Source organism: Bradyrhizobium sp. B117 (assembly GCF_038969555.1).
Taxonomy (GTDB): Bacteria; Pseudomonadota; Alphaproteobacteria; order Rhizobiales; family Xanthobacteraceae; genus Bradyrhizobium.
This window is the reverse complement of record NZ_CP152414.1, coordinates 6,064,764-6,086,829: the sequence shown is the minus strand read 5'-3', so window position 1 is coordinate 6,086,829 and position 22,066 is coordinate 6,064,764. Positions and strand designations below refer to the sequence as shown.

The window sequence follows — 22,066 nt, the reverse complement described above, 5'->3', positions numbered from 1 at the left end:
TTATTGAGCCTTGGTCGCGCCGCGGAGGCCGGCCAGTTGCTGGATCGTGTCGAGCGCGCCGGATGACTGCTTTTCGGCCACGAAGCGGTTGAGCAGGGGGAGGGCATCTTCGCGCCCCTTGGGGATCGCGATCGCCATATGCTCGGCGCCCCAATTGCCCTCGAGGATCTTTGCGCCCGGCATCTGGTCGGACATCTCGAACAGCGTCGGCTTGTTGGTGGCGTAGAGATCGATCTCACCGCTACCGAACATGCCGATGGCGACCTTGACGCTTTCGGCGGGGACGATGGTGGCGTTCCTGAACCTGGCGGGCAGGGTGCGCTCGGAGGTCGAGCCCTTGGTGACGCCGACCTTCACGCCTGGCTTGTCGATGTCCTCGATGCTGCCGATCGGCGAATTCGCGGGAACGAGATAGCCGAGCTCGATCGAGAGCACCGGCTGGCTGAAGCTGACCTCATTGGCGCGGGCCGGCGTGGCGTTGGTCACGGTGAAATCGACCTTGCCGTCATGGATCGCAGTGACGATGTCGGCGACACGCTGGAAGCGGACATAGTCGACGCCAACTCCGAGCCGTTTGGCCAGCTCGCCGCCGAGATCGTAGGCGAGGCCGTGCGGCTTGCCGGTGGCATCCGTCACCATCGAGGTCGGGCTGCCCGGATAGATGCCGACGCGCAAGGTGCCGCTCGGCGCCAGCAGCTTTGCCTCGCCATCGGCGCGCGCGGGCGCGCCGATGAAGCCGATGATCGCCGCCGCTAGGAGAGCGATACGCGCAACGTGAGCGGAAGAGGCCCTCATGGGAAGTGCCTCACTGTGCGCGAATGTCGGCGGCCTTCAGCACCGGCTCCCACTTGGTCGCTTCGGCATGCATGTAGGCGTCAAAATCCTTGGCGGAGGAGCCGACCGGGGCCGCACCGATTTTGCCGAGCGTCGACAGTACGTTCGCATCCTGCAGCGCTGCCTTCAGATCGGTCTCGAGCTTTGCGACGATCTCCGGCGGCATCTTGGCCGGGCCGAGCACGCCCCACCAAACCGAGACGTCGTAGCCGGGGACGCCGGATTCCGCGACGGTCGGGACGTTCGGCAGCGCCTTGGAGCGCTCGGCCGAGGTCACCGCCAGCGCGCGCACCGGGCCGCCTTCGAGCTGGCCGATCGCCTCCGCGAGAGGATTGATGCTGAGCGGGATCTCGCCGGCGATCACGGCCGTCAGCGCCGGCGCGCCGCCCTTGTAGGGGATCGCGACGATCCTGGTGCCGGACATGTATTTGAGCAGCTCGCCGGCGAGATGCGCCGAAGTGCCGTTGCCGGACATGCCGTAGGAAAGCTTGTCCGGCTCCTTCTTCGCAGCAGTGAGGAGATCGCCGAGCGTCTTGTAGGGGCTGTCCTTGGCCACCACGATCGCGAGCGGCGAGGAGGCGACTTCGGTGATCGCGGTAAAATCCTTGAACGTGTCGTAGGGCACGCTCGGATAGATGAACTGGTTGAGCGGATGGCCGCTGGCCACCAGGATCAGCGTGTAGCCGTCCGGCGCGGCCTGCGTCAGCGCCTGCGAGGCGACGATGCCGCCGGCGCCGGGACGGTTGTCGATGACGGGCTGCTGGCCCCAGGTTTTTGCGAGCGCCTGTCCCAACGTGCGGGCGAGGACGTCGACCGCGCCGCCGGCGGCGTATGGCACCAGGATATGAACGGGCTTGCTCGGATAAGTGTCGGCACCCTGCGCGGCGGCGCCCGCCAGCAGCAGACCGGCACCCAGCATTAGACCGCCGATTGTCTTGTTCAAACCCAGCATTCCCAGCACTCCTTACGGGCCTTTGCGCCTAACGGCGGTCTCCGAGCCGTCCGGACGCCGCCCATGGTTTTTGTTGACGAGACCTGATCTTTTGTACGATAGTACAAATCACATGGTACGCAAGCCCACCAGCAAGGAAACGGCCCGCAAGCCGAACATGCGCGAGGCGATCCTCGCCGCGGCGGAAGAGCTGTTCGCCACCAACGGCTTCAACGCCGTTTCGGTGCGCGATATCGCGCAGGCCGCCGGAGCCAATCCGGGCAGCGTCACCTATCATTTCAAGACCAAGGACGGCCTGTTGCTGGAGATCTACCGGCGGCATTGCGGGCCGATGAATTTGCGCCGCTCCGAGCTGCTGGCCGCAGCAAAACGCGTGCGCGATCTCCAGGACCGGCTGGAAGCGATCGTTCGCGCCTATATTGTGCCGGCCTTCACCTCCGGCAGCGATCTCGCCGGCGGGGGCGCACGCTTCACGCGCCTGCGCGCCGTGATGTCCGCCGAGGGCAACGAAGTCGCGCGAAAAATCATCGCGCAGACCTTCGACGACACCAGCCATGCCTTCATCGACGCGATCCACGAGAGCCTGCCGCACGTTCCGCGCACCGACATCGTCTGGCGCAGCCACTTCCTGCTCGGCGCACTCTATTATTCGCTGGTGACGCCGGACCGCGTCTCGCGCCTGTCGCGCGGCGAGGCCGACGGCAGCGATGCCGCGGGCGCGATCGAGCAACTGGTGCAGGCGACCGTTGCCGCGTTCCAGGCGCCGGCGCTCGATCAGGCCGCGCCGGCACGGCGGCGAGCGGTCGTCAGCAGCAAGACTTGAAAGCAGCGCTCACGTTCGGCGGCTTACCTGATGACCATGATGTACACGCCGACCATTCCGCCGCCCGATCCAAACACGCGCACGCCGAAGTTCAAGCTGCCGAAGCTGTCTTGTGATGCGCATTGCCACATCTTCGGGCCCGGCGCGAAATATCCTTACGCGCCCGATCGGTCCTACACGCCGCCGGATGCGCCGCTGGAGGATTTTCGTGCACTGCATGCCAAGCTCGGTGTCGAGCGGGCCGTCATCGTCAATGCCAGCGTGCACGGCACCGACAATACGGTGGCGCTCGATGCCATTGCGCAAAGCAACGGCGCCTATCGGGCGGTCGCCAACATCGACGACACGCTCACCGAGCGCGGGCTTCGCGTGCTGCACGAGGGCGGCTTCCGCGGTTGCCGTTTCAATTTCGTCCGCCATCTCGGTGGCGTTCCCGACAAGAACGTGTTCAACCGCATCATCGCGATGGTCGCGCCGCTCGGCTGGCACATCGACCTGCACTTCGATGCGATCGATCTGCCTGAATATGCCGACATGCTGACCAGGCTGCCGCTGAGCTACACCATCGACCATATGGGCCGGGTGAAGGCTTCCGAAGGGCTCGACCAACTACCGTTCAGGATTTTGATCGAGCTGATGCAGCGCGACGAGAAGTGCTGGGTCAAAATCTGCGGCTCGGAGCGGGTCTCATCGGCCGGTCCACCCTTCACCGACGCGGTGCGATTCGCGCGAAAAATCGTCGAGACCGCGCCGGACCGCGTCATCTGGGGCACCGACTGGCCGCATCCCAACGTCAAGGTGATGCCGAATGACGGCGACCTCGTCGATCTGATCCCGCTGTTCGCGCCGGAGCCGGAGCTCCAGCAAAAAATCCTCGTCGACAATCCCGCGCGCCTGTTCGAGTTCGATCAATGACCGCGATGGCGATCGACAAGCCGCGTGGCCGGGCCTGGTGGAAGGAGCTCTGGATCCAGGTGCTCATCGCCATGGCGGCCGGCATCGCGCTTGGGATCGTCAGCCCCGAGGCGGGCGCGAAGATGCAGCCGCTGGGGGATGCCTTCATCAAAGCGATCCGGATGCTGATCGCGCCGATCATCTTCTGCACCGTCGTGCACGGCATTGCCCATATGGCCGACATGGCGCGGGTCGGGCGCGTCGCGGTGAAGGCGATCATCTATTTCGAGATCATGACCACGATTGCGCTGATCATCGGTCTCGTCGCGGTGAATCTGCTGAGGCCCGGCGTCGGCATGAACATCGATCCCGCCAGCATCAATGCCAGCGCGATCGAGCCTTATGTCAAGCAGACCGGCGCGATCGGCTTCGTGCCGTTTCTCCTCAACATCGTGCCCGCGACTTTCATGGGCGCCTTTGCGGAAGGAAACATTCTCCAGGTGCTGTTCATCTCCGTGCTGTGCGGCTTCGCGCTGGTGCAGCTCGGCGAGCGGGCCGCGCCGCTGGTCCATTTGATCGACATCGCGGCGAAAATGGTGTTCGCCGTCGTCGGCTTCGTGATGTGGGCGGCGCCGATCGGCGCGTTCGGCGCCATCGCCTTTACGGTCGGCAAGTTCGGCGTTGGCTCGCTGGCCTCGCTCGGCAAGCTCCTCGGCGGCTTCTATCTCACCTGCGTGGTCTTTTTCATCGTGGCGCTCGGCCCCGTCGCGCGGCTTTGCGGCTTCTCGCTGCTCAAGCTGATCCGCTACATCTGGGAAGAGCTGCTGATCTGCATCGCCACGACGTCGTCCGAGACGGTGCTGCCGCGCATGCTGACCAAGCTGGAGAAGGCCGGCTGCGAGCGGAGCGTGGTCGGGCTGGTGATCCCGACCGGCTATTCCTTCAATCTCGACGGCACCTGTCTTTATCTTGCCGCCGCCTCGGTGTTCCTGGCGCAGGCGACCAACACGCCGTTCGGGCTCGCCGAGCAGATCGAGCTTTTGCTGATCCTGCTCGTGACCTCCAAGGGTGCGGCCGGGATCGCAGGGGCCGCCTTCGTCGTGCTGGCGGCGACGCTGTCGGCGACAGGCTCCATTCCGGTGACGAGCGTCGCGCTGGTGCTCGGCATTCACCGCCTGATGTCGCAGGGGCTGACGCCGACCAATCTGATCGGGAACGCGGTTGCGACCATCGCGATTGCCAAATGGGAAGGCGCGCTCGACGGCGAGCGGTTGAAGCGCGTGCTCGACGGCGAGCAACCTGCCGCCGCGACTTGAATGAACCGGCTTCCTGCATGACGCAGGCAGCCGAAATGCCTACGAACGAAAGAGGGGAGTTTGTCCCATGAAAACAGGTCTTGTCGTCACCGCCCATCCTGGCGATTTCGTCTGGCGCGCCGGCGGCGCCATCGCGCTGCATGCGAAGAAGGGCTATCGCATGAAGATCGTGTGCATGTCCTTCGGCGAGCGCGGCGAGAGCCAGTTCGCCTGGAAGGAGAAGGGTGCGACGCTGGAATCGGTCAAGGCCGGCCGCAAGGACGAGGCGGAGCGGGCGGCCAAGCTGTTAGGTGCCGAGATCGAGTTCTTCGATTGCGGCGACTATCCGCTCAAGCTGACCGAAGCGCATTTCGACCGCATGGTCGATATCTACCGCGAGCTCAATCCGAGCTTCGTGCTGACTCACGCACTGGAAGACCCCTATAATTTCGACCATCCGAACGCGGCGCATTTCGCCCAGGAGACGCGCGTGGTCGCGCAGGCCATGGGCCACAAGCCCGGCGCGCAGTACAAATATTCGGCGCCGCCCGTGTTCCTGTTCGAGCCGCACCAGCCCGAGCAGTGCAACTACAAGCCGGACCTGCTGCTCAAGATCGACGACGTCTGGACGCAGAAGTACGAGGCGTTCCAGATCCTCGCGGCGCAGAAGCATCTCTGGGGCTATTACGAGCGCGTCGCGCTCAACCGCGGCATCCAGGGCAGCCGCAATACCGGCGTGCCCATGACCTATGGCGAAGCCTATCAGCGGCTGTTCCCAACCGTTGCTGAGGAGCTCGTATGAAGCCCGTCGTCGTTCGCAACATCGAGCGCGCCGATCCCGCCGGCATGGCGGAATACGGCGTCTCGACTGTGCACGAGGCCTATGGCCGTATCGGGCTGATGAAGCCCTATCTGCGTCCGATCTGGGCGGGGGCGTCGATTGCCGGCCCCGCGGTCACCGTGCTGGCGCAGCCCGGCGACAATTGGATGATCCATGTCGCGGTCGAGCAGTGCAAAAAGGGCGACATCCTCGTCGTCGGCTGCACCACCGACAATACCGACGGCATGTTCGGCGAGCTGCTGGCGACCTCGCTCCAGGCGCGGGGCGTGCAGGGATTGATCATCGACGCCGGCTGCCGCGACGTCAAAGCGCTGCACGAGATGAACTTTCCGGTGTGGTCGCGCGCGGTTTCGGCCAAGGGTACGGTCAAGGCGACGCTCGGCTCGGTCAACGTTCCCGTGGTTTGCGCCGGCGTCAATGTCGATCCCGGCGACATCATTGTCGCCGATGACGACGGCGTCGTCGTCGTGCCGAAGCGTTACGCCGCGGAGGTCGCCGAGAAGGCCAGGAAGCGCAACGCGGACGAAGGCGGCAAGCGCAAGCGGCTCGCCTCGGGCGAGCTGGGGCTCGACATGTACAGCATGCGCGAGGCCTTGGCGAAGGCCGGGCTGATCTACGTCGACAAACCCGAGGACATGTAAGGCAAGCGGAGCGGGCGGATGGATCGTCTCAAGCTGAAGGCCGTGCTCGGCAGTCACCCCCATGTCCAGGCGGTGAAGAGCGGCGCGCTCCGCTCCGACCTTTTCGATCTCGACTTTGTCGAGTACACGCCGACCAACACGGCATTCAAGCCGATGGTGCGCGAGCAGGCCTTCGACGTCTGCGAGATGGCGATCGTCACCTATCTGATGGCAAAGGCGCACGGCAAGCCGCTGGTGCTGCTGCCGGCGACCATGCTCGGCCGCTTCCAGCATGCCTACGCCCTCTACAATCCCGCGAAGGGGCCGCTCGGGCCGTCCGATCTCGAAGGCAAGCGCGTCGGCATCCGCTCCTTCACGACGACGACCGGCGCTTGGATCAGGGGCATCCTCGCCAACGACTACGGCGTCAACCTCGACAAGATCAAATGGGTGACGTTCGAGGATCCGCACGTCGCCGAATATGTCGATACCACCGAGCGCGCGTCAAAGGACAAGAAGGTCTTGCAGATGCTCATCGACGGCGAGCTCGATGCCGTCCTTGGTGAGACGTCTGATAATCCCAAGCTGAAGCCGCTCTTCCCCGATCCCTCTGCGGAGGCCGCCAAATGGTACGCGCGGCGCGGTGTCGTCCCGGTCAATCATCTCGTGGTCGTGACCGCCAGCCTCGCGAAATCGCGTCCCGATGTGGTCGTGGGCGTCTATGATCTGCTCAAGCGGAACAAGCTGCAGATGGGCGTTGCGACGACACCCGACCTCGTACCGTTCGGGATCGAGGCGAACCGAAAGCCGTTGGAGCTGATCGTCGACTACGCATTCCAGCAGGCGCTGATCCCGCGCCGCTATGCGGTCGAGGAGCTGTTCGACGAGACGACACGAGGATTGAACTGATGGCGGATCCGAGACGGTGGCAGATCGGGCTGGTCGGCTATGGCGAGGTCGGCAGGATTTTGGCCGAGGATTTGCGCCAGCAGGACATCAAGGTCGCAGCCTATGACATCAAGCTCGGAGGCGAGCAGGGCGCGCCGCTGACGGAGCATGCGGCGAAGTTCGGCGTGACGCTCGCGGCGTCTCACGCCGAGCTGACCGCAAAGTCCAATTTCATCATCTCTGCGGTCACGGCGAGCCAGGCCGTACCCGTTGCAAAAGCTTGCGCGGCCGCGATCAACCGGGGCACCTGGTTTCTCGATTTCAATTCGGCTTCGCCCGGCGCCAAGCAGCGCGCCGCTGCGCTGATCGACGGCGCGGCCGGGCGCTATGTCGAGGGCGCAGTGATGACCTCGGTGCCGCCTTATCGCATCAAGGTCCCGCTGCTGCTCGGCGGTCCCGGCGCGAAGGAGCTGGAGCCGCTGCTGAATGCGATCGGCTTTGCGGCGAAGGTCGCGAGCGACAAGCTTGGCGTGTCCTCCGCCGTCAAGATGTGCCGCAGCATCATGATCAAGGGCCTCGAGGCCATGGTCATCGAAAGCTTCACGACCGCACGCGCCTATGGCGTCGAGGATGCGGTGCTGGCTTCGCTGGCGGAAACGTTTCCCGCCATCAATTGGGAGAAGCAGGGCGCCTATTTCTTCCAGCGCGTGATCGAGCACGGCCGCCGCCGTGCCGAGGAGGTGCGCGAGGTCGCCGAGACCGTGCGCGAGGCGGGGCTGACGCCGTGGTCGGCGCAGGGCACGGCCGAGCGCCAGGCGTGGGTTGCCGATCTCGCCGATGAAGGGCTGTTTGGCACGAAGGGAACGAAGGAGTTCGCCCGCAGCGCCGATTGGCGCACCGAGGCGGACCGCATCCTCGCGAAGATCAGGCGCTGACCGCGCGCGTTCGGCTCAGGGTGTTGCCGCCGTCGCCATAGCCGGAAATTTCGTCGCGCGCTTGCTCGATCAAGCCGATCAGGCTCTTGGCCTTGCGGACGACCTCGGTGCTGTGCTCGGCGCGGAACTCGGTCAGGATCACGCGAATGCACTTGTCGGCCGTATCGAGCGCCAAGAGCGCGTGAGCCATGTCGCCCTCCGTCCGGATCGCCGAGACATCGAGGCCCGACAGTACTTCGCCGATGCCGTTCAATCGCTTGATGGCCGTCTCGGCGGGCGTGCTGGCCCGAATCGACTGATAGTCGATGCTGCCGAATGCGCTGAACAAATCCATAACTTCCTCAGAGAACGCTGATCAGAGCGCCCTGTAGTATGATCCTGCAGGCCCAATGTGCAATGCGCACGGCTACGGTCCGGAATTCTACCGGGTTCGGATTTTGTGAGCGATTGCAGCCGAAAGCGGATGGATGCAGCGCAATGAGGATGCGCGACTCCCGACCATCTTACCGTCGGAACCGCGCGGCGGTGGTTCAGTGCGCGGGCCGGAACAGTGCCGGGCGCTGCCGTTCAAACGTCTGCCGGCCGCGCTTGAACCCCATCACGAGATCCGGCAGCTCGGCGATGGCAAAACGGCTGTCTTGGGTGTCGAGCACGACGAGATCGGCAGGGTTGCCGACCTTGATGCCGTAGTCGCCAAGATTCATCAGCCGGGCCGGCAGCTCGGTCACGAGATCGAGGCAGGTGTCGAAATCGCTGACCGCGGCGTGCGCGACATTGGCGTAGAAATTCGCCATGCGCAGCAGCGAGGCGTCGCCGAACGGCGTGAAGGGATTGAGCACGTTGTTGGTCGCGACCGAGCACAGCACGCCGTCGCCGGCGAGCTTGTGCGCCAGCGTCAACCCGCGCGGCGCGTTGTGGGTGGCTTCGCGGCCCATGAGGTAGAGATCGGTCGCTGGCAACACGGTGACGGCAACGCCCGCTTTCGCCAGTTGCGCTGTGGCGGCCTTCAGCCGCTCCGGCGGCAATGCCGAGAGCTTTGTCGCATGGCCGATCGCGACGCGTCCGCCATAGTTGCGCCGCTCGGTTTGTCGGCAGACTTCGTCGAGATGCCACCAGGAGGGATCGAGGTCGAAGTCGAGATGGAGGTCGACGTCGACGTCGAATTCCTGCGCAAGATCGAAGATGCGCGCGAGATGGGCGTTCGGGTCGGTGTCCATGTAGGGGCAGCCGCCGACCGCTTCGCCGCCATCGCGCAGCGCCTGGACCAGCAGCTCCTCGGCCCCGGGATCGTTGGTCAGGCCTTCCTGCGGGAAGACGCAGAGCTCCAGGTCAATCGCCCAGGCATAGTCGCGCTTCAGCGCCTTGACCGCTTCAAAGCCGCGGAGGCCAATGCGCGGGTCGATCTCGACATGCGTGCGCATCCGCGTCGTGCCGTGCACGATCGCTCGCTCGAGCACTTTTGCCCCGCGCGTGTAGACGTCCTCGATGGTAAAATCCTTCTTCATGCCGGCCACGGCACGGATCGCCTCCGAGACGCTACCGTGATCGTGCCCGCAGCGGCCGAGCAGGCAGGCCTTGTCGAGATGAATGTGGGTGTCGACGAAGCCGGGCAGGGCCAGGTGCCCGCCGAGATCGATTTCGACGGTCTCACAGGCGAGCTTTGGCTCGATCGCGGCAATGTGGCCGCTCTTCACACCGATATCGACGGGTGCGGCGGATGAGCGCAACAGCGCGTTGCGGAAGATCAGGTCGAAGGCGGCTTGGGTGGTCATGGCGGCGGATTCAGCTGTGATAGCCTAGCGGAAGCTGGAGGAGCGGGCAGCTCTAGATTGTGTGCAGTGGAGGCATCAAACTGTCCAAAAAATATGCATGCACTTTGAGGTCTGAATTGTAGAGTACCGGCACCACGGAGAACCCGTCATGTCCACCCCCGCCAAAGCCGAACGCCCGATGACCGACGCCGAGATCGTGGAGGCCTATCTGACGGCCTCCATGATACCCGATCCCGACGCAGCGGCAGCCTATATGAAGCCGGGGACGGTGATCACGTTCACCGGCGGGCGCGAGTTCGATCATCCGCGCGGGCCGACCGGCTTCAATGCGAAGCGCTATCGCTGGGTCAAGAAGAAGATGGACCGGTTCGACGTCTGCCCCGGCGCCGACGAAACGGTCGTCTACAGCGTCGGCACGCTCTATGGCGAGTGGATGGACGGCACGCCGTTCGAGGGCAATCGCTATGTCGATCGCTTCGTCGTGAGGGGCGGGCAGATCGTGAAGATGGATGTCTGGAACGACAGCGCCGAGCGCATCCTCGTCCAGCGCGGCATCGAAGCTTAACCTCTTCGCGCGACTTTCGGCAGCTTGACGACGCGGTCGCTCGTCACCTCGTCGGCATAGGGCGCGAGAATATCGAGCAGGTCGCGGCCGCGCTGCGGAGTGGGGGCGACCAGCGCGCGATTGGCCACGGAATCCAGGTGATGATGCATCAAGTCCATCACCTTGGCCTCGTCGCCCTTGGCGAGCGCCGCGATGATGGCGCGGTGCTCGTTGATGGCGCATTCGGTCGAATGCGGCCGGCTGTAGAGCGACAGCGTCAGGCAGCAGCGATAGGCGACCTCGCTGACATAGCGCACCAGGATCGGGCTGTTCGTCATCTGCGCGAGCAGGATGTGGAATTCGGTGGCAAGTCGGATCGAGACCGCATCCGTGCCGCCGCGCGCGCGGTCCTCGGCATCGACATGGGCGTTCAGCTCGGCGATCTGGGGCTTGGTCAGCTTGCCCGCGAGCTGGCGGACGACAAGGCGCTCGAGCTCGATGCGGATGTCGAAGGCATCGCGGGCCTCCTGCCAGCTCGGCGTTGCCACCACCGCGATGCGGTTGCGGCGCAGCTCGACCAGGCCTTCGGCGGCGAGCTGCCCCAGTGCATGGCGGGCAATGGTGCGGCTGACGCCGAAACGCTCGCCGAGCGAATCCTCCGGCAGCTTGGCGCCAGGCTCGAGTGCCTGCTCGATGATCGCACGCCGGAGCGCGCGGCAGATCATGCTGACCTTGTCGGACGATTCAGAAGTCTTGCTGGTGGGGCGCGCCGCCATCGGCGAATCCTTGAGGGGAAGGGTCGAAGGCTCTCTTTAGCATAGACCTGCGCCAATCCAGCGCACCAATTGCATGCAGTTTGGTGCCTGGATTGCCCAAACCGAATCCGGCCGATCGGCGCGTCGATTGGTCAAATCATTGATTTTGGTGGAATGGACGGCTGGCATCCAGCTTGCATGCACTTTGGCTGTGATGCGCATGCAACCTAACGACCAGTTTGACGGCCGGCCCGTTCCCGAAGGCACCGCCGTCACCGCGATCGAGCTGTCCGAGGCCTCCGTGACCTTCGGGCGCGGCGATCGCGCCGTGCCCGCTCTGTCGAAGACCAGCTTGCGGATCGCCGATGGCGAGTTTGTCGCACTGGTCGGCCCGTCCGGATGCGGCAAATCGACCATTTTGCGTCTCGTCAGCGGCCTGGTGCAGCCGACCAGCGGCGTCGTCATCGTTGGCGGCCGCGAGGTGGCGGCGCGGGCGATGCGGGTCGGCATGGCCTTCCAGAACCCGACCATGCTGCCGTGGATGACGATCGAGCGGAACATCATGCTGCCGCTGAAGATCGTCGAGCCGTTCCGCTCGAACTTCCGCAAGCTGCGCAAGACCGAGTTTCGCGACAAGGCCAACGCACTGCTGGAGCAGGTCGGCCTCAAGGGCTTCGGCAACCGTTATCCCTGGCAGCTCTCCGGCGGCATGCTCCAGCGCGCCAATCTCTGCCGCGCGCTGATCCACGAGCCGCGTATGCTGCTGCTCGATGAGCCTTTCGGCGCGCTCGATCAGTTCACACGCGAGGAGCTGTGGGCGATCCTCCAGAACCTCTGGATGACGCACAAGCCGACCGTGCTGCTGGTGACGCACGATTTGCGCGAGGCCGGCTTCCTTGCCAGCCGCATCTGCGTGATGAGCGCGCGTCCCGGCCGCATTCTCGACGACAGCCGCGTCGAGTTCGCGCGGCCGCGCACCGTCGCCATGACGTTCGAGCCGGATTTCGTCGCGCTGAACCAGAAGCTGCGCGCCTTCATCGAGGATGCGCGCAGCGCGGCTGAGCAGGGGGCAGGCTGATGTTCGGGATCGATGTCAGGCAGAAGGCGTGGTCGGCGGGACTGATCGTGCTGTTCTTCGTCGCCTGGGAATTGTTCTGCCTGATGACGGGTATGTCGGACCTGGTACTGCCACGGCCCTCGCAGGTGTTCGTGACGCTGGTGCAGCGCTTCCCGGTGCTGTGGCCGCACATCGTGCAGACGCTCGCCACCACCATGTTCGGCTTCGTCCTTGGCGTCGCTCTCGGTGTCGCCCTCGGCGCCATCATCGGCGTCTCGAAGATGGCCTATGACACCTGCTATCCGCTGCTGATCGGTTTCTCCTCGATCCCCAAGGTCGCGGTGGTGCCGATCTTCGTGCTGTGGTTCGGCTCCGGCACCGTGCCGGCGGTGCTGACCGCGCTGTCGATCTGCTTCTTCCCGATCGTGGTCAACATCGCCACGGGCCTTGCGACCACCGAGCCCGAGCTCGAGGACGTCTTGAAGGCCCTCGGCGCCAGCAAGTTCGACATTCTCTGGAATGTCGGTCTGCCCAGAACCATGCCGTTCTTCTTCGCTTCGCTGAAGGTCGCGATCTCCTATGCCTTCGTCGGCGCGGTGCTGTCGGAGACCGTCGCCTCCAACCGCGGCATCGGCAACGTCATGATGACCGCGTCCTCGAATTTCAACGTGCCGCTGGTGTTCGCCGGCCTGTTCGTGCTCGCCGGTCTCGGCGTCGCGCTCTACGTGGTGTTCTCGCTGATCGAGGGGCAGGTCACCGGCTGGGCCACGCGCAAGAACGACGTCATCGCCACCTGAAATCCCGAACCGTCACGCAACGAAGCTGAGGAGGTCTCGATGTTGAGAAAAGTAACTGTCGCGCTGCTGGGATTGGCCCTGTCCGCAGGCGCCGCCACGGCCGAGGAAACCACCATCAAGTTCACGCTGGGCTGGAAGACGCAAGGCAGCGACGCCGCGTTCTTCTACGCCAAGGACAACGGCTTCTTCAAGGAGGAAGGCCTCAACGTCATCATCGACCAGGGCGAGGGCTCCGGCGCCACCGTCACGCGCGTGATGTCGGGCGCCTACGACGCCGGCTTCGGCGACGTCAACGCCATCATCCAGAACGCCTCGACCAAGCCGCAGGAGGCGCCCGTCATGGTCTACATGATGTGGAACCAGCCGCCATTCGCGATCGTCGCCAAGAAGACCAGCGGCATCAACACCATCAAGGATTTCGAGGGCCACACCCTCGGCGGCGCGCAGGGCACGCCGACCACGCGGCTCTTGCCCGTGTTCACCCGCAAGAACGGGCTCGACGGCGAGAAGATCAAGATCTCCAACATGGCCCCGAACCTGCAGGAGCCGATGCTGATCAAGGGCGACATCGATGCCGCCCTCGTGTTCAACATCACCAGCTACTTCAACCTCGTGCTCAACCGCCAGGACCCGGACAAGGACTTCAAATGGTTCTCGTTCGGTGAGTATGGCCTCGATCTCTACTCCAACGGCGTCATGGTCTCCAAGAAGCTGATCGCGTCGAACCCGAAGGCGGTGGCCGGCCTCGTGCGCGCTATCAACAAGGGCGCGATCGCGGTCGCCAAGGACCAGAATGCCGGCATGAAGGCGGCGCTGAACTACGACAATCTGATCGACGTCGCCGTCGAGAAGCGCCGGCTGCAATATTCCTTCGACAAGCTGATCGTCTCGCCGGAGATGAAGGAGATCGGCATCGGCGATATCAAGGACGACCGCATGACGCGCGCCATCGGCATCGTGGTCGAGGGCTATCAGCTCGCCCGTGCCCCGACCCCGGCGGAAGTCTTCTCGCGCGAATTCCTGCCGCCGCGCGCGGAGCGGGAGTTGGTGTATACTGCCAACTGAATTTCGGAGGGACGGTCATGGCCACGGAGATTTCGGCAACCAGCCTGTTTCGTGGCCCCGACCAAGCTATCAGCGACAATGTCGTGCTGCGGCACGACGGCGGCGTCATCACCGGCATCTCGGAAGGAGCGGGGCCTGCCAGCGGCCCACGATCCTTCGTCATTCCGGCCTTCGTCAACGCGCACGACCACGCTCGTGCCACCGCGTCGTCCTTCGGTGCGGTCGGCATGCCCCTCGAAAGCTGGATATTGCGGACGGTACTCGGCACGCCGGTCGATCCGTATCTGACCGCGGCGTCCGCGCTGGCGCGTTCGGCCAAGGCCGGCTGCGCCGCCATGATGGTGCATTATACGAGACCGAGCGGGACGATGCCTTTGCTCGATGAAGCCAGGGCAGTTGCGAGAGCGGCATCGGACGTCGGCATCCGCATGGCCTTTGCGATCGCAGTGCGCGACCAGAATCCGATCGTGTACGGTGATGCCGGGCCGGTGCTCTCGTCTCTTCCCGGCGACGACCGCAAGACCATCGAAGACCTCTTCGTCCGCGCGCCGATGTCGCCGAAGGCCTATATCGAGTTGACCGACGCCATCGCCGCCGCCATCGCGGGCCCGATGGTGGACGTGCAGCTCGGTCCCGCCGGCGTGCAATGGTGCTCGAAGCCGCTGCTGGAGGCGGTGGCGGAGAATTCGGCACTGACCGGCCGCCGCATTCACATGCATCTCTTGGAGACCGTGTACCAGCGCGCCTGGGCCGACCAGAATTTTCCGGACATGGTGCGGTGGCTGCGTGACATCGGCTTCCTCTCCGACCGGCTGACGCTGGCGCACTGCATCCACGCCCGCCCGGACGAGATCGAGATGATCGCGGCGTCAGGTGCGCGCATCGTCACCAATTTCAGCTCGAACATGCATCTGCGCTCGGGGCTCGCTCCGATCGCCGCCGCGCACACATGCGGCTGCGCCATCGCCGTTGGCGTGGACGGGCTGGCGCTGGACGAGGACGACGACATCCTGCGCGAGATGCGGCTGGTGCAGCTGGTCCATGGCGGCGTCGGTTTCAAACAGACCTGGACGCCAGCCGAGATGTTTGCGCTCGCCATCCGCAATGGTCGCCGCGCCACCGGTGCGCCCGGAAGCGGCGAGCTCGTCGCCGGTCACCCCGCCGACTATGTCGTGATCGATCTCGACCGGCTCGATCGCGACCGGATCATGCCCGTCGATCCCATGGCGCTGCTGTTTGCACGCGGCAATGCATCGCTGGTCAACGAGGTCGTCGTCGGCGGCCAAACGATCGTGAGGGATGGCGTCTGCACGGGTGTAGACTTGCCCGCGATCGAGCACGAGTTGCGGGCGATGTATCGCGCCAATGTCGGCCGCTACACGAATTTCCAGCGGATGTGGCCGCCGCTGTCGGAGCGCCTATCCGGCTGGTTCGAGCAGCAGCTCACCTGCGACTAGGGCGGGGGCGCTCCGCGCGGCCGGGCCGATACAAAACCGCGATAGCTGATAGGCGGAACCTCGTCTGGTGATCGGTCTGGCTCTGGGCTATCACACGCGCGGCTGCGCGCCGACGCGGCCGATGACCCCCTTGAGGAGCCCCCGATGCGTCTTCCTACCCTTGTCCTCGCCCTGACATGCCTTGCAGGCGCAGCCTCAGCCGAGGACCTCACCGGCACGCTCCAGAAGATCAAGGAGACCAAGAAGATCGCGCTGGGCTATCAGGAGGCCTCGGTCCCGTTCAGCTATCTCGACGGCAACCAGAAGCCGGTCGGCTTCGCCATGGATATCTGCCTCAAGATCGTCGACGCGGTGAAGAAGCAGCTCGCCATGCCCGACATCGCCGTCGACTATGTCGCCGTGACGTCGTCGAACCGCATTCCGCTGATGGTCAACGGCACGCTCGACCTGCACTGCTCGGCGACCACCAACAACGCCGACCGCCAGAAGCAGGTCGCCTTCACCAACACGCACTTCCTCAGCGCGACGCGGTTCGCGGCCAAGAAGGCCGCCAAGATCAACACCATCGACGATCTCAAGGGCAAGGCGGTCACGGCGGTGGCGGGCTCGGTCAACCTGAACCAGCTCGCCAAGGTCAACACCGAGCGCAATCTCGGCATCAAGATCATGCCGGCCGTGGACCAGGCCGAGGCGTTCCTGCTGCTGGAAACCGATCGCGCCCAGGCTTATGCGCTCGACGACGTCCAGCTCGCGGTCGCGATCGCGCGCTCGAAGGAGCCGGCCCTGTTCATGATCAGCGAGGAGACGTTTGCGAAGGCCGAGCCCTTCGGGATCATGCTGCGGAGGGAGGATGCACCGTTCAAGGCGCTCGCCGATCGCGCCACGGCGGAGCTCTACGCCAGCCCGGAGATCGAAGCGCTCTATAAGCGCTGGCTGGAATCGCCGACGCCGCCGAACGGCATCAACTACAACGTCCCGATGTCGTCGGCCCTGCGCAATGCCTTCAAGAACCCGAGCTCGAGCGCCGATCCGGACGTCTACGTGGTGAAGTGAGGTGAGCGCTGCTTTCACCTCTCCCGAAGGGAGAGGTGAGCATCGCGCGCTTAGCTTGATCTATCCTATCGCGTCCGCGGCGTCTCGAGCAGCTGACCAGCCAGCGCTGCGCCAATCGCCGCGATCGCGGCCATGACAAGCGCCCACGCCACGAACAGCCGGTGACCGATCAGCGCGCCGCTGACCAGCGGGGCGCTGATGTTCGCGCCTGACATCAGCGACTGATTGAGGCCCATGATCATGCCCTGGCGGTTGATCGCGGTCGAGCGCGACAGCTCCGCTGTCAGCGTGCTCCGCGCGAACATCGTGCCGACGATGATCAGCGTCAGGTTGACCGCGAGCAGGCCGACATTGTTCTCGGCCCCAAGGCCTGCAAAGCCAAGCCCCATGCAGGCGAACGCCGCCATGACGATCGAGCGATCGGAGGCGATGATGTTGGCGCGGGTGATCAAGAGGCCCTGGACCACCATGTTGATGAAGCCGGCATAGGCAAAGATCCATCCAAGTTCGCGCGCGCCGAAGGCATGTCCCTCCCAGGAGAACCGCGCCGACAGGAACAGGCCGATCTGCGACAGGAACATCGAGTTGACGAAGAAGAACACGATGAGGAGGCCGAGCAGGCGCCAGGCGTAGCGCATGCCGAGCAGGCTGCGGGTCAGCGTGGGCTCGGGCACGCGGTGCTGGTAGAGTGGTTCGACGGCGGGATGGTCAGGCGGGAGCAGGGCGATGGTCGCAAAGATGCTGATCAGCGAGAGCGCAGCCGCGGCCCACACGGGCGCGGTCTGGCCGTAGTGCACGAGGAAGCTCGACAGCGCCGGGCCGAGGAGCAGCCCGGTGCCGATCGCACCGCTGGTCATGCCGAGCGCCTGTTTGCGCGTCGCCGGCGCGCTGTGCTCGGCGGCATAGGCGTGGGCGACCGAGATGTTGCCTGATGTCAGGCCGTCGATGATGCGGGCCAGGAACACCAGCGTCAGATTGCCGGCGAGCGCGAGCAGGACGAATCCGATCAGTGTCCCGATCTGGCTCACCACGAGCACCTTCCGCCGGCCGTAACGGTCCGAGAGTATCCCGACCGCGGGCCCTGCAATGAGCTGGCACACCGCATAGACCGAGATCAGCGCGCCGAGCACGAAGGGCGTAGCGCCGAGCCGCTGCGAATAGAACGGCAGCAATGGCAGGATGATGCCCATGCCGGTGGCGTCCACGGCCACGACGATGAAGGTCGGGACCAGCGTCAGCGCGCTGTGACCGGCCATCGTCTCGGCTGCATGTGCCGGGGAACCCGGTCCCATGGCGTCTGTCCTCGTTCGCTTCTGCGTGATCGCCGCCGCGATGGGGAGTATATAGTTGCAAACTAATAGTTCGCGTCCTATCTAATTTGCATGGCACCCTCGCAAGGCTTCATCTATGCCGAGATCGGCCGGCTGATCACGCGCTTGGGGCGGATGTGGCGGCGCGAGTCGGATTCTGCGCTGTCCGAGCACGGCTTGTCCTATGCGACCGCTATCCCGCTGCTGTTGCTGTCGCGCCAGGGCGAGAACGTCCGCCAGGGTGTTCTCGCGGACGAACTCGGCATCGAAGGGCCGTCGCTGGTGCGCCTGATCGATCTGCTTCAGGCCGAGGGCCTGGTCGAACGCCGGGAGGACCCGACCGACCGCCGTGCCAAAACGCTCCACCTCACGAAAGCGGGCGCGGCCAAGGTCGAGGAGACCAACCGGGTGCTGCGCCGGGTGCGCGCGAGCCTGCTGAGGGATATCGAGCCCGAGGAACTTGCGATAACCTTCGAGACTCTTCAGCGCATCGAACAGCGGGCCAGCCGTCTGCAGGACGTTAAGACAGGCCCAGAGGCGAAGTAGCCATGCGCGCCGATGAGCCGTTCCTGGTCCGCCACGCGGACCTGATTTTTGCTTTGAAGACGTTCGCCGCGTCGATGCTGGCGCTCGTCATCGCGCTGGCCATGGACCTGCCGCGGCCCTATTGGGCGATGGCAACCGTCTACATCACCTCGCAGCCGCTCGCGGGCGCGACCAGCTCGAAGGCCTTCTTCCGCGTGATCGGCACGCTGGTCGGCGCGACCATGACGGTGGCGCTGGTGCCGCACCTGATCGACGCGCCGGAACTGCTGAGCCTTGCGATCGCGCTCTGGGTGGGACTCTGCCTCTATTTGTCTCTGCTCGACGGCACGCCGCGCAGCTACGTCTTCATGCTGGCCGGATATACGGTCGCCTTGATCGGCTTTCCCTCGGTCTCCGAGCCCGGTGCCATCTTCGACATCGCCGTGGCGCGGGTCGAGGAGATTTCGCTCGGCATCATCTGCGCCAGCCTCGTCTCCACCATCGTCTTCCCGCGCAGCGTCGCGCCGGCCGTCGCCCATCGGGTCGACACCTGGCTGTCGGATGCGCAGGGCCTGAGCGAGGCGGTGCTGTTGCGTCAGGGAACGAGCGAAACGCGTCGCGGCAGACGCCTCAAGCTCGCGACCGACATCGTCGAGATCGACACGCTCTCCACGCATCTCGCCTATGACCGGCTGACCGATCGCAATGCCGTGACCGGCCTTGGTGAAATCCGGCTGCGCATGCTGATGCTGCTGCCCGTGATCGCCTCGCTGGAGGATCGGCTCGCGGCGCTGGGCGAGGAGGCGTTGCGCCGGCAGCCCGAGCTGAAGCGCCTGCTGGAGGATCTCGCGCAATGGATCACGAGCGACGTCGGCGCGCGCCAGCCGGCGGAACGCATCCGCGCCATGATCGCGGAGCGGCAGGCGGCGCTCGATGGCAGCGCCTCCTGGGAGCGGATCATCACCACCAGCCTGTTGTTGCGGCTGCGCGAGCTGGTCGACCTCTCGCGCGACTGCCGCGCGCTGACCGAGGCGATTGCCGATGGCCGCAATGTCTCGACGCTCGATCTCGCCTTCCATTCGGAGGCGGGCGCAGCGCCCGTGCGCCACAGGGACCGCGGCCTCGCGCTGTGGTCGGCGGCAGGTGCTGCGACGGCGATCCTGATCTGCTGCGCGTTCTGGATCGGCACCGGCTGGCCGGACGGCGCATCGGCGCCGATGATGGCGGCGGTCGCCTGCTCGTTCTTTGCCGCACAGGACGAGCCGGCGCGCTTCATCCGCAGCTTCGGTCTGTGGTCGCTGGTCGCCATCGTCGTCGTCGCGGTCTATCTGTTTGCGATCGTGCCGGCGATCTCCCATCTCGAGGTCCTGATCGTCGCGCTGGCGCCGACGTTCCTGCTCTATGGCTTCCTGATCGGCCGTCCCGCCACCGCGGGGGCCGGCATGGCGCTCGCGGCCAACACCGCGACCCTGCTTGCGATCCAGTCGACCTACAGCGCCGATTTCGCCTCCTACGCCAACTCGGCCGTCGCCTTTTTCATTGGCGTCGTCATCGCAGAGATCGTGACGCGGATTGCGCGCGGGGTCGGCGCGGAGTGGATCGCCAACCGCCTGGTGTTGTCGAGCTGGAAGACGATCGCGCTTGCCGCCGAGCGCCGCGGCAAGCGCGACCGTGCCGAGTTCGCCGGCCTGATGCTGCACCGCCTTGGATTGCTGGTGCAGCGCATCGCCTTCCTCTCCGAAAGCGATCGCCGCGACACCGACAGCCTGGTTCAGCTCCGCATCGGGCTGAACATCATCGACCTTCGCCGCGCGCGCTATGGCCTCGCGATATCGACCATCTCCGTCATCGACGACATGCTCGACCAGCTTGCCGCCGCCTGCCGCAGCTATGCCGGCGGGGGGATGCCGCTCGAGCTTCTGGCGAGCGTCGATCGGGCGCTCGCACAGGCGGTGAAAGATCCCAATGAGAAAGCGCGCGAAGACGCCTTGATCGGCCTCGTCGGTATCCGCCGCGGCCTGTTTCCGGACGCGCCGGCCTATCGGCCGCGCGCAGGCGAGAGTGTTGCGGCATGAGGTATGTGATCGACATCTACGGCGTGCTGGTGCCGGCGTTGCTGCTGTGGATCATCATCGCCTATGCGCTGAGCGCGATGCAGCGCCGCTTCATGCAACGCTTCGACCTCTACCGGCTGGTCTGGCACCGCGCGCTGTTCGATTTCGCGATTTTCGTCTGCCTTCTCGGCGGCGTCGTCTATCTCTCGGAGTATCTCTCATGAAAGGAAATCTTGCCGGGCTTGGTCGCCTCGCGCTGACGATCATCGTCGTTGTCGCCGCGCTCGCCGTCGGCCGCGAACTCTGGGTCTATTACATGGAGTCGCCCTGGACCCGCGACGGCCGCGTGCGCGCCGACGTGGTGCAGGTTGCCCCTGATGTCTCAGGCTTCGTGACCGAGGTGCTGGTCAAGGACAACCAGAAGGTCCGTCGCGGCGACGTGCTGTTCCGGATCGACCGCGAGCGCTTCGCATTGGCGCTGCGGCAGGCCGATGCGTCGGTCGCTGGTCATCAGGCGACGCTCGACCAGGCCAATGCCGATCTGAAGCGCTACAGCACGCTGACGACCGATGCCGTCTCGCAGCAGAAGCAGGAGCAGGTGCTGGCGACCCAGCTCCAGGCCAAGGCGGCGTTCGATCAGGCCGTCGCCGATCGTGCCGTCGCCCAGCTCAACCTCGACCGCAGCGAGGTCCGCGCCTCCGTCAACGGCGTGATCACCAACATGGATCTGCGCCCCGGCGCTTACGTCACGGCCGGGAAGGGCGTGATGGCCCTGGTCGATACCGACACGCTGCATGTCGAGGGTTATTTCGAGGAGACAAAGCTCGCGCGCATCCGCGTCGGCGACAAGGTCCAGGTCCGCCTGATGGGCGAGAAGGCCACGCTGACCGGCCACGTCGAGAGCATCGCCGCCGGCATCGAGGACCGCGACCGCGCCGAGGGCGCAAATCTGCTTGCGAACGTGAACCCCACCTTCAGCTGGGTGCGCCTCGCCCAGCGCGTGCCGGTGCGCATCGCGCTGGACCCGGTGCCTGAAGCCCTGTCACTGGTGGCCGGCCGCTCGGCGACGGTGGAGGTATTGGACTAACGGCGCGAGCAGATGATCGCGCTTGGCCCTGGGGAAAACCGGCAACAAGCATTTCAATGCCAAGTCGTAAGGCTAATCCTGACTCGCGTGTTGAGTCGGGGGACTGCATGGGCGTTTGGTTTTTAATCCTAGCGGCCTGCGTCGTCGGCACGTTGCTCCTTTTGGCGTTCTGCCGATAGCGCCGATAGCAGATGCAATTGTTGCGGCGAAGCATCAGCGAGCAGCAGAATAACGGTTCCAGACCGATGGTTTTTGACTGTGCACGGATGAACGCGTTCACTTCCGGGATCGGAGGCGGACGTGAGCTGGTTGTTTGTGTTTCTCATTGCCGCAAGCGCAGTCGTTCTGATCGCCCATGCGATTGACGCGATGCGCTCTTGATCCGGCCTGCGACACGGGTTCGTCGGTAGCTTGGTAAGCACCGACAATGTTCCGAGGCGGGCGAGCGTCAATTTAAGGAACCTGGCCTTACAGGCCAAGTTGTCACAGCAGGAGGAATAAAATCATG

23 protein-coding genes are annotated in these 22,066 nt (G+C 65.0%); 17 read left to right on the top strand and 6 right to left on the bottom strand.

Going from position 1 to position 22,066, the window contains the following annotated elements; genetic code table 11:
* A complete protein-coding gene (locus tag AAFG16_RS29845; RefSeq protein ID WP_342731036.1) occupies nt 1-795 on the bottom strand; it encodes an ABC transporter substrate-binding protein in 795 nt (264 codons plus the stop codon).
* A gap of 10 nt (nt 796-805) precedes the next feature.
* Entirely contained in the window at nt 806-1,786 is a 981-nt protein-coding gene (locus AAFG16_RS29840) for a tripartite tricarboxylate transporter substrate binding protein (RefSeq protein ID WP_342731033.1), read from the bottom strand.
* Nucleotides 1,787-1,898: 112 nt separating this feature from the next.
* On the opposite strand from AAFG16_RS29840, the gene AAFG16_RS29835 reads away from it, so the two are divergent.
* From AAFG16_RS29835 to AAFG16_RS29805, 7 genes are all read left to right on the top strand, one after another.
* On the top strand, nt 1,899-2,609 hold the full coding sequence (locus AAFG16_RS29835; protein ID WP_342731031.1) for a TetR family transcriptional regulator: 711 nt from the start codon (nt 1,899-1,901) through the stop codon (nt 2,607-2,609).
* A 30-nt stretch (nt 2,610-2,639) separates the two neighbouring features.
* On the top strand, nt 2,640-3,524 hold the full coding sequence (locus AAFG16_RS29830; RefSeq protein WP_342731029.1) for an amidohydrolase family protein: 885 nt from the start codon (nt 2,640-2,642) through the stop codon (nt 3,522-3,524).
* On the top strand, nt 3,521-4,819 hold the full coding sequence (gene dctA, locus AAFG16_RS29825) for a C4-dicarboxylate transporter DctA (RefSeq protein ID WP_342731027.1): 1,299 nt from the start codon (nt 3,521-3,523) through the stop codon (nt 4,817-4,819). Before AAFG16_RS29830 ends, dctA begins: the two co-directional genes overlap by 4 nt.
* A 67-nt stretch (nt 4,820-4,886) precedes the next feature.
* Nucleotides 4,887-5,600 carry a PIG-L deacetylase family protein gene (locus AAFG16_RS29820; RefSeq protein WP_342731025.1) on the top strand — a complete coding sequence of 238 codons (714 nt, stop codon included), beginning with the start codon at nt 4,887-4,889 and terminating at the stop codon, nt 5,598-5,600.
* Nucleotides 5,597-6,280, top strand: coding sequence for a 4-carboxy-4-hydroxy-2-oxoadipate aldolase/oxaloacetate decarboxylase (locus AAFG16_RS29815; RefSeq protein WP_342731023.1), 684 nt, complete (start codon nt 5,597-5,599; stop codon nt 6,278-6,280). Before AAFG16_RS29820 ends, AAFG16_RS29815 begins: the two co-directional genes overlap by 4 nt.
* A gap of 18 nt (nt 6,281-6,298) precedes the next feature.
* Complete coding sequence (locus tag AAFG16_RS29810) at nt 6,299-7,168, top strand: hypothetical protein (protein WP_342731021.1); 870 nt, start codon at nt 6,299-6,301, stop codon at nt 7,166-7,168.
* Nucleotides 7,165-8,082 (top strand): DUF1932 domain-containing protein, encoded by a 918-nt coding sequence (locus AAFG16_RS29805; RefSeq protein ID WP_342740996.1) that lies wholly within the window; start codon nt 7,165-7,167, stop codon nt 8,080-8,082. The genes AAFG16_RS29810 and AAFG16_RS29805 overlap by 4 nt, the downstream gene beginning before the upstream one ends.
* On the opposite strand, the gene AAFG16_RS29800 is transcribed toward AAFG16_RS29805, so the two are convergent.
* Together AAFG16_RS29800 and AAFG16_RS29795 are read right to left on the bottom strand one after the other, a co-directional pair.
* Nucleotides 8,072-8,410 carry a hypothetical protein gene (locus AAFG16_RS29800; protein WP_342740995.1) on the bottom strand — a complete coding sequence of 113 codons (339 nt, stop codon included), beginning with the start codon at nt 8,408-8,410 and terminating at the stop codon, nt 8,072-8,074. The two genes, AAFG16_RS29805 and AAFG16_RS29800, sit on opposite strands and share 11 nt — an antisense overlap.
* Nucleotides 8,411-8,612: 202 nt before the next feature.
* Nucleotides 8,613-9,854 (bottom strand): amidohydrolase family protein, encoded by a 1,242-nt coding sequence (locus AAFG16_RS29795; RefSeq protein WP_342731019.1) that lies wholly within the window; start codon nt 9,852-9,854, stop codon nt 8,613-8,615.
* Nucleotides 9,855-10,002: 148 nt separating this feature from the next.
* Between AAFG16_RS29795 and AAFG16_RS29790 the strand changes: the two genes are divergently transcribed.
* Nucleotides 10,003-10,419, top strand: coding sequence for a nuclear transport factor 2 family protein (locus AAFG16_RS29790; protein ID WP_271572600.1), 417 nt, complete (start codon nt 10,003-10,005; stop codon nt 10,417-10,419).
* Here AAFG16_RS29790 and AAFG16_RS29785 read toward each other — a convergent pair.
* Nucleotides 10,416-11,174: a GntR family transcriptional regulator gene (locus tag AAFG16_RS29785; RefSeq protein WP_342731013.1), complete on the bottom strand. Its 759-nt coding sequence runs from the start codon at nt 11,172-11,174 to the stop codon at nt 10,416-10,418. The two genes, AAFG16_RS29790 and AAFG16_RS29785, sit on opposite strands and share 4 nt — an antisense overlap.
* Nucleotides 11,175-11,373: 199 nt before the next feature.
* On the opposite strand from AAFG16_RS29785, the gene AAFG16_RS29780 reads away from it, so the two are divergent.
* The 5 genes from AAFG16_RS29780 (at nt 11,374) to AAFG16_RS29760 (ending at nt 16,582) form a co-directional block, all read left to right on the top strand.
* A complete protein-coding gene (locus tag AAFG16_RS29780) occupies nt 11,374-12,231 on the top strand; it encodes an ABC transporter ATP-binding protein (RefSeq protein WP_342731011.1) in 858 nt (285 codons plus the stop codon).
* Nucleotides 12,231-13,007, top strand: a complete 777-nt coding sequence (locus AAFG16_RS29775; protein ID WP_342731009.1) for an ABC transporter permease — start codon at nt 12,231-12,233, stop codon at nt 13,005-13,007. Before AAFG16_RS29780 ends, AAFG16_RS29775 begins: the two co-directional genes overlap by 1 nt.
* A 39-nt stretch (nt 13,008-13,046) precedes the next feature.
* The gene (locus tag AAFG16_RS29770; protein WP_342731007.1) at nt 13,047-14,072 is read left to right on the top strand and encodes an ABC transporter substrate-binding protein; all 1,026 of its coding nucleotides are present in this window, start codon (nt 13,047-13,049) and stop codon (nt 14,070-14,072) included.
* A 17-nt stretch (nt 14,073-14,089) separates the two neighbouring features.
* Nucleotides 14,090-15,529: an amidohydrolase family protein gene (locus AAFG16_RS29765; protein WP_342731005.1), complete on the top strand. Its 1,440-nt coding sequence runs from the start codon at nt 14,090-14,092 to the stop codon at nt 15,527-15,529.
* 144 nt (nt 15,530-15,673) lie between these two features.
* Nucleotides 15,674-16,582, top strand: a complete 909-nt coding sequence (locus AAFG16_RS29760) for an amino acid ABC transporter substrate-binding protein (RefSeq protein WP_342731003.1) — start codon at nt 15,674-15,676, stop codon at nt 16,580-16,582.
* Nucleotides 16,583-16,647: 65 nt separating this feature from the next.
* On the opposite strand, the gene AAFG16_RS29755 is transcribed toward AAFG16_RS29760, so the two are convergent.
* Nucleotides 16,648-17,874 (bottom strand): MFS transporter, encoded by a 1,227-nt coding sequence (locus AAFG16_RS29755; RefSeq protein ID WP_342731001.1) that lies wholly within the window; start codon nt 17,872-17,874, stop codon nt 16,648-16,650.
* A gap of 90 nt (nt 17,875-17,964) precedes the next feature.
* Here AAFG16_RS29755 and AAFG16_RS29750 point away from each other — a divergent pair, with 90 nt between their 5' ends.
* The 4 genes from AAFG16_RS29750 to AAFG16_RS29735 are packed head-to-tail and all read left to right on the top strand — an operon-like array spanning nt 17,965 to nt 21,558.
* A complete protein-coding gene (locus AAFG16_RS29750; protein WP_283080059.1) occupies nt 17,965-18,438 on the top strand; it encodes a MarR family transcriptional regulator in 474 nt (157 codons plus the stop codon).
* 2 nt (nt 18,439-18,440) lie between these two features.
* Nucleotides 18,441-20,492, top strand: a complete 2,052-nt coding sequence (locus AAFG16_RS29745) for an FUSC family protein (RefSeq protein WP_342730998.1) — start codon at nt 18,441-18,443, stop codon at nt 20,490-20,492.
* Complete coding sequence (locus tag AAFG16_RS29740; protein WP_342730997.1) at nt 20,489-20,695, top strand: DUF1656 domain-containing protein; 207 nt, start codon at nt 20,489-20,491, stop codon at nt 20,693-20,695. The genes AAFG16_RS29745 and AAFG16_RS29740 overlap by 4 nt, the downstream gene beginning before the upstream one ends.
* Nucleotides 20,692-21,558, top strand: a complete 867-nt coding sequence (locus tag AAFG16_RS29735; protein ID WP_283080056.1) for an HlyD family secretion protein — start codon at nt 20,692-20,694, stop codon at nt 21,556-21,558. The genes AAFG16_RS29740 and AAFG16_RS29735 overlap by 4 nt, the downstream gene beginning before the upstream one ends.
* The last annotated feature ends 508 nt before the right edge of the window (nt 21,559-22,066 follow it).

Bases quoted from the DNA above. Each gene is read 5' to 3' on its own strand.
- AAFG16_RS29780 (WP_342731011.1), top strand. From the start codon at position 11,374: ATGCAACCTAACGACCAGTTTGACGGCCGGCCCGTTCCCGAAGGCACC.
- AAFG16_RS29765 (WP_342731005.1), top strand. From the start codon at position 14,090: ATGGCCACGGAGATTTCGGCAACCAGCCTGTTTCGTGGCCCCGACCAA.
- AAFG16_RS29745 (WP_342730998.1), top strand. From the start codon at position 18,441: ATGCGCGCCGATGAGCCGTTCCTGGTCCGCCACGCGGACCTGATTTTT.
- AAFG16_RS29840 (WP_342731033.1), bottom strand. From the start codon at position 1,786: ATGCTGGGTTTGAACAAGACAATCGGCGGTCTAATGCTGGGTGCCGGT.
- AAFG16_RS29790 (WP_271572600.1), top strand. From the start codon at position 10,003: ATGTCCACCCCCGCCAAAGCCGAACGCCCGATGACCGACGCCGAGATC.
- AAFG16_RS29830 (WP_342731029.1), top strand. From the start codon at position 2,640: ATGACCATGATGTACACGCCGACCATTCCGCCGCCCGATCCAAACACG.
- AAFG16_RS29785 (WP_342731013.1), bottom strand. From the start codon at position 11,174: ATGGCGGCGCGCCCCACCAGCAAGACTTCTGAATCGTCCGACAAGGTC.
- AAFG16_RS29845 (WP_342731036.1), bottom strand. From the start codon at position 795: ATGAGGGCCTCTTCCGCTCACGTTGCGCGTATCGCTCTCCTAGCGGCG.
- dctA (WP_342731027.1), top strand. From the start codon at position 3,521: ATGACCGCGATGGCGATCGACAAGCCGCGTGGCCGGGCCTGGTGGAAG.
- AAFG16_RS29755 (WP_342731001.1), bottom strand. From the start codon at position 17,874: ATGGGACCGGGTTCCCCGGCACATGCAGCCGAGACGATGGCCGGTCAC.
- AAFG16_RS29795 (WP_342731019.1), bottom strand. From the start codon at position 9,854: ATGACCACCCAAGCCGCCTTCGACCTGATCTTCCGCAACGCGCTGTTG.
- AAFG16_RS29735 (WP_283080056.1), top strand. From the start codon at position 20,692: ATGAAAGGAAATCTTGCCGGGCTTGGTCGCCTCGCGCTGACGATCATC.
- AAFG16_RS29820 (WP_342731025.1), top strand. From the start codon at position 4,887: ATGAAAACAGGTCTTGTCGTCACCGCCCATCCTGGCGATTTCGTCTGG.
- AAFG16_RS29775 (WP_342731009.1), top strand. From the start codon at position 12,231: ATGTTCGGGATCGATGTCAGGCAGAAGGCGTGGTCGGCGGGACTGATC.
- AAFG16_RS29750 (WP_283080059.1), top strand. From the start codon at position 17,965: ATGGCACCCTCGCAAGGCTTCATCTATGCCGAGATCGGCCGGCTGATC.
- AAFG16_RS29815 (WP_342731023.1), top strand. From the start codon at position 5,597: ATGAAGCCCGTCGTCGTTCGCAACATCGAGCGCGCCGATCCCGCCGGC.
- AAFG16_RS29740 (WP_342730997.1), top strand. From the start codon at position 20,489: ATGAGGTATGTGATCGACATCTACGGCGTGCTGGTGCCGGCGTTGCTG.
- AAFG16_RS29835 (WP_342731031.1), top strand. From the start codon at position 1,899: ATGGTACGCAAGCCCACCAGCAAGGAAACGGCCCGCAAGCCGAACATG.
- AAFG16_RS29810 (WP_342731021.1), top strand. From the start codon at position 6,299: ATGGATCGTCTCAAGCTGAAGGCCGTGCTCGGCAGTCACCCCCATGTC.
- AAFG16_RS29760 (WP_342731003.1), top strand. From the start codon at position 15,674: ATGCGTCTTCCTACCCTTGTCCTCGCCCTGACATGCCTTGCAGGCGCA.
- AAFG16_RS29770 (WP_342731007.1), top strand. From the start codon at position 13,047: ATGTTGAGAAAAGTAACTGTCGCGCTGCTGGGATTGGCCCTGTCCGCA.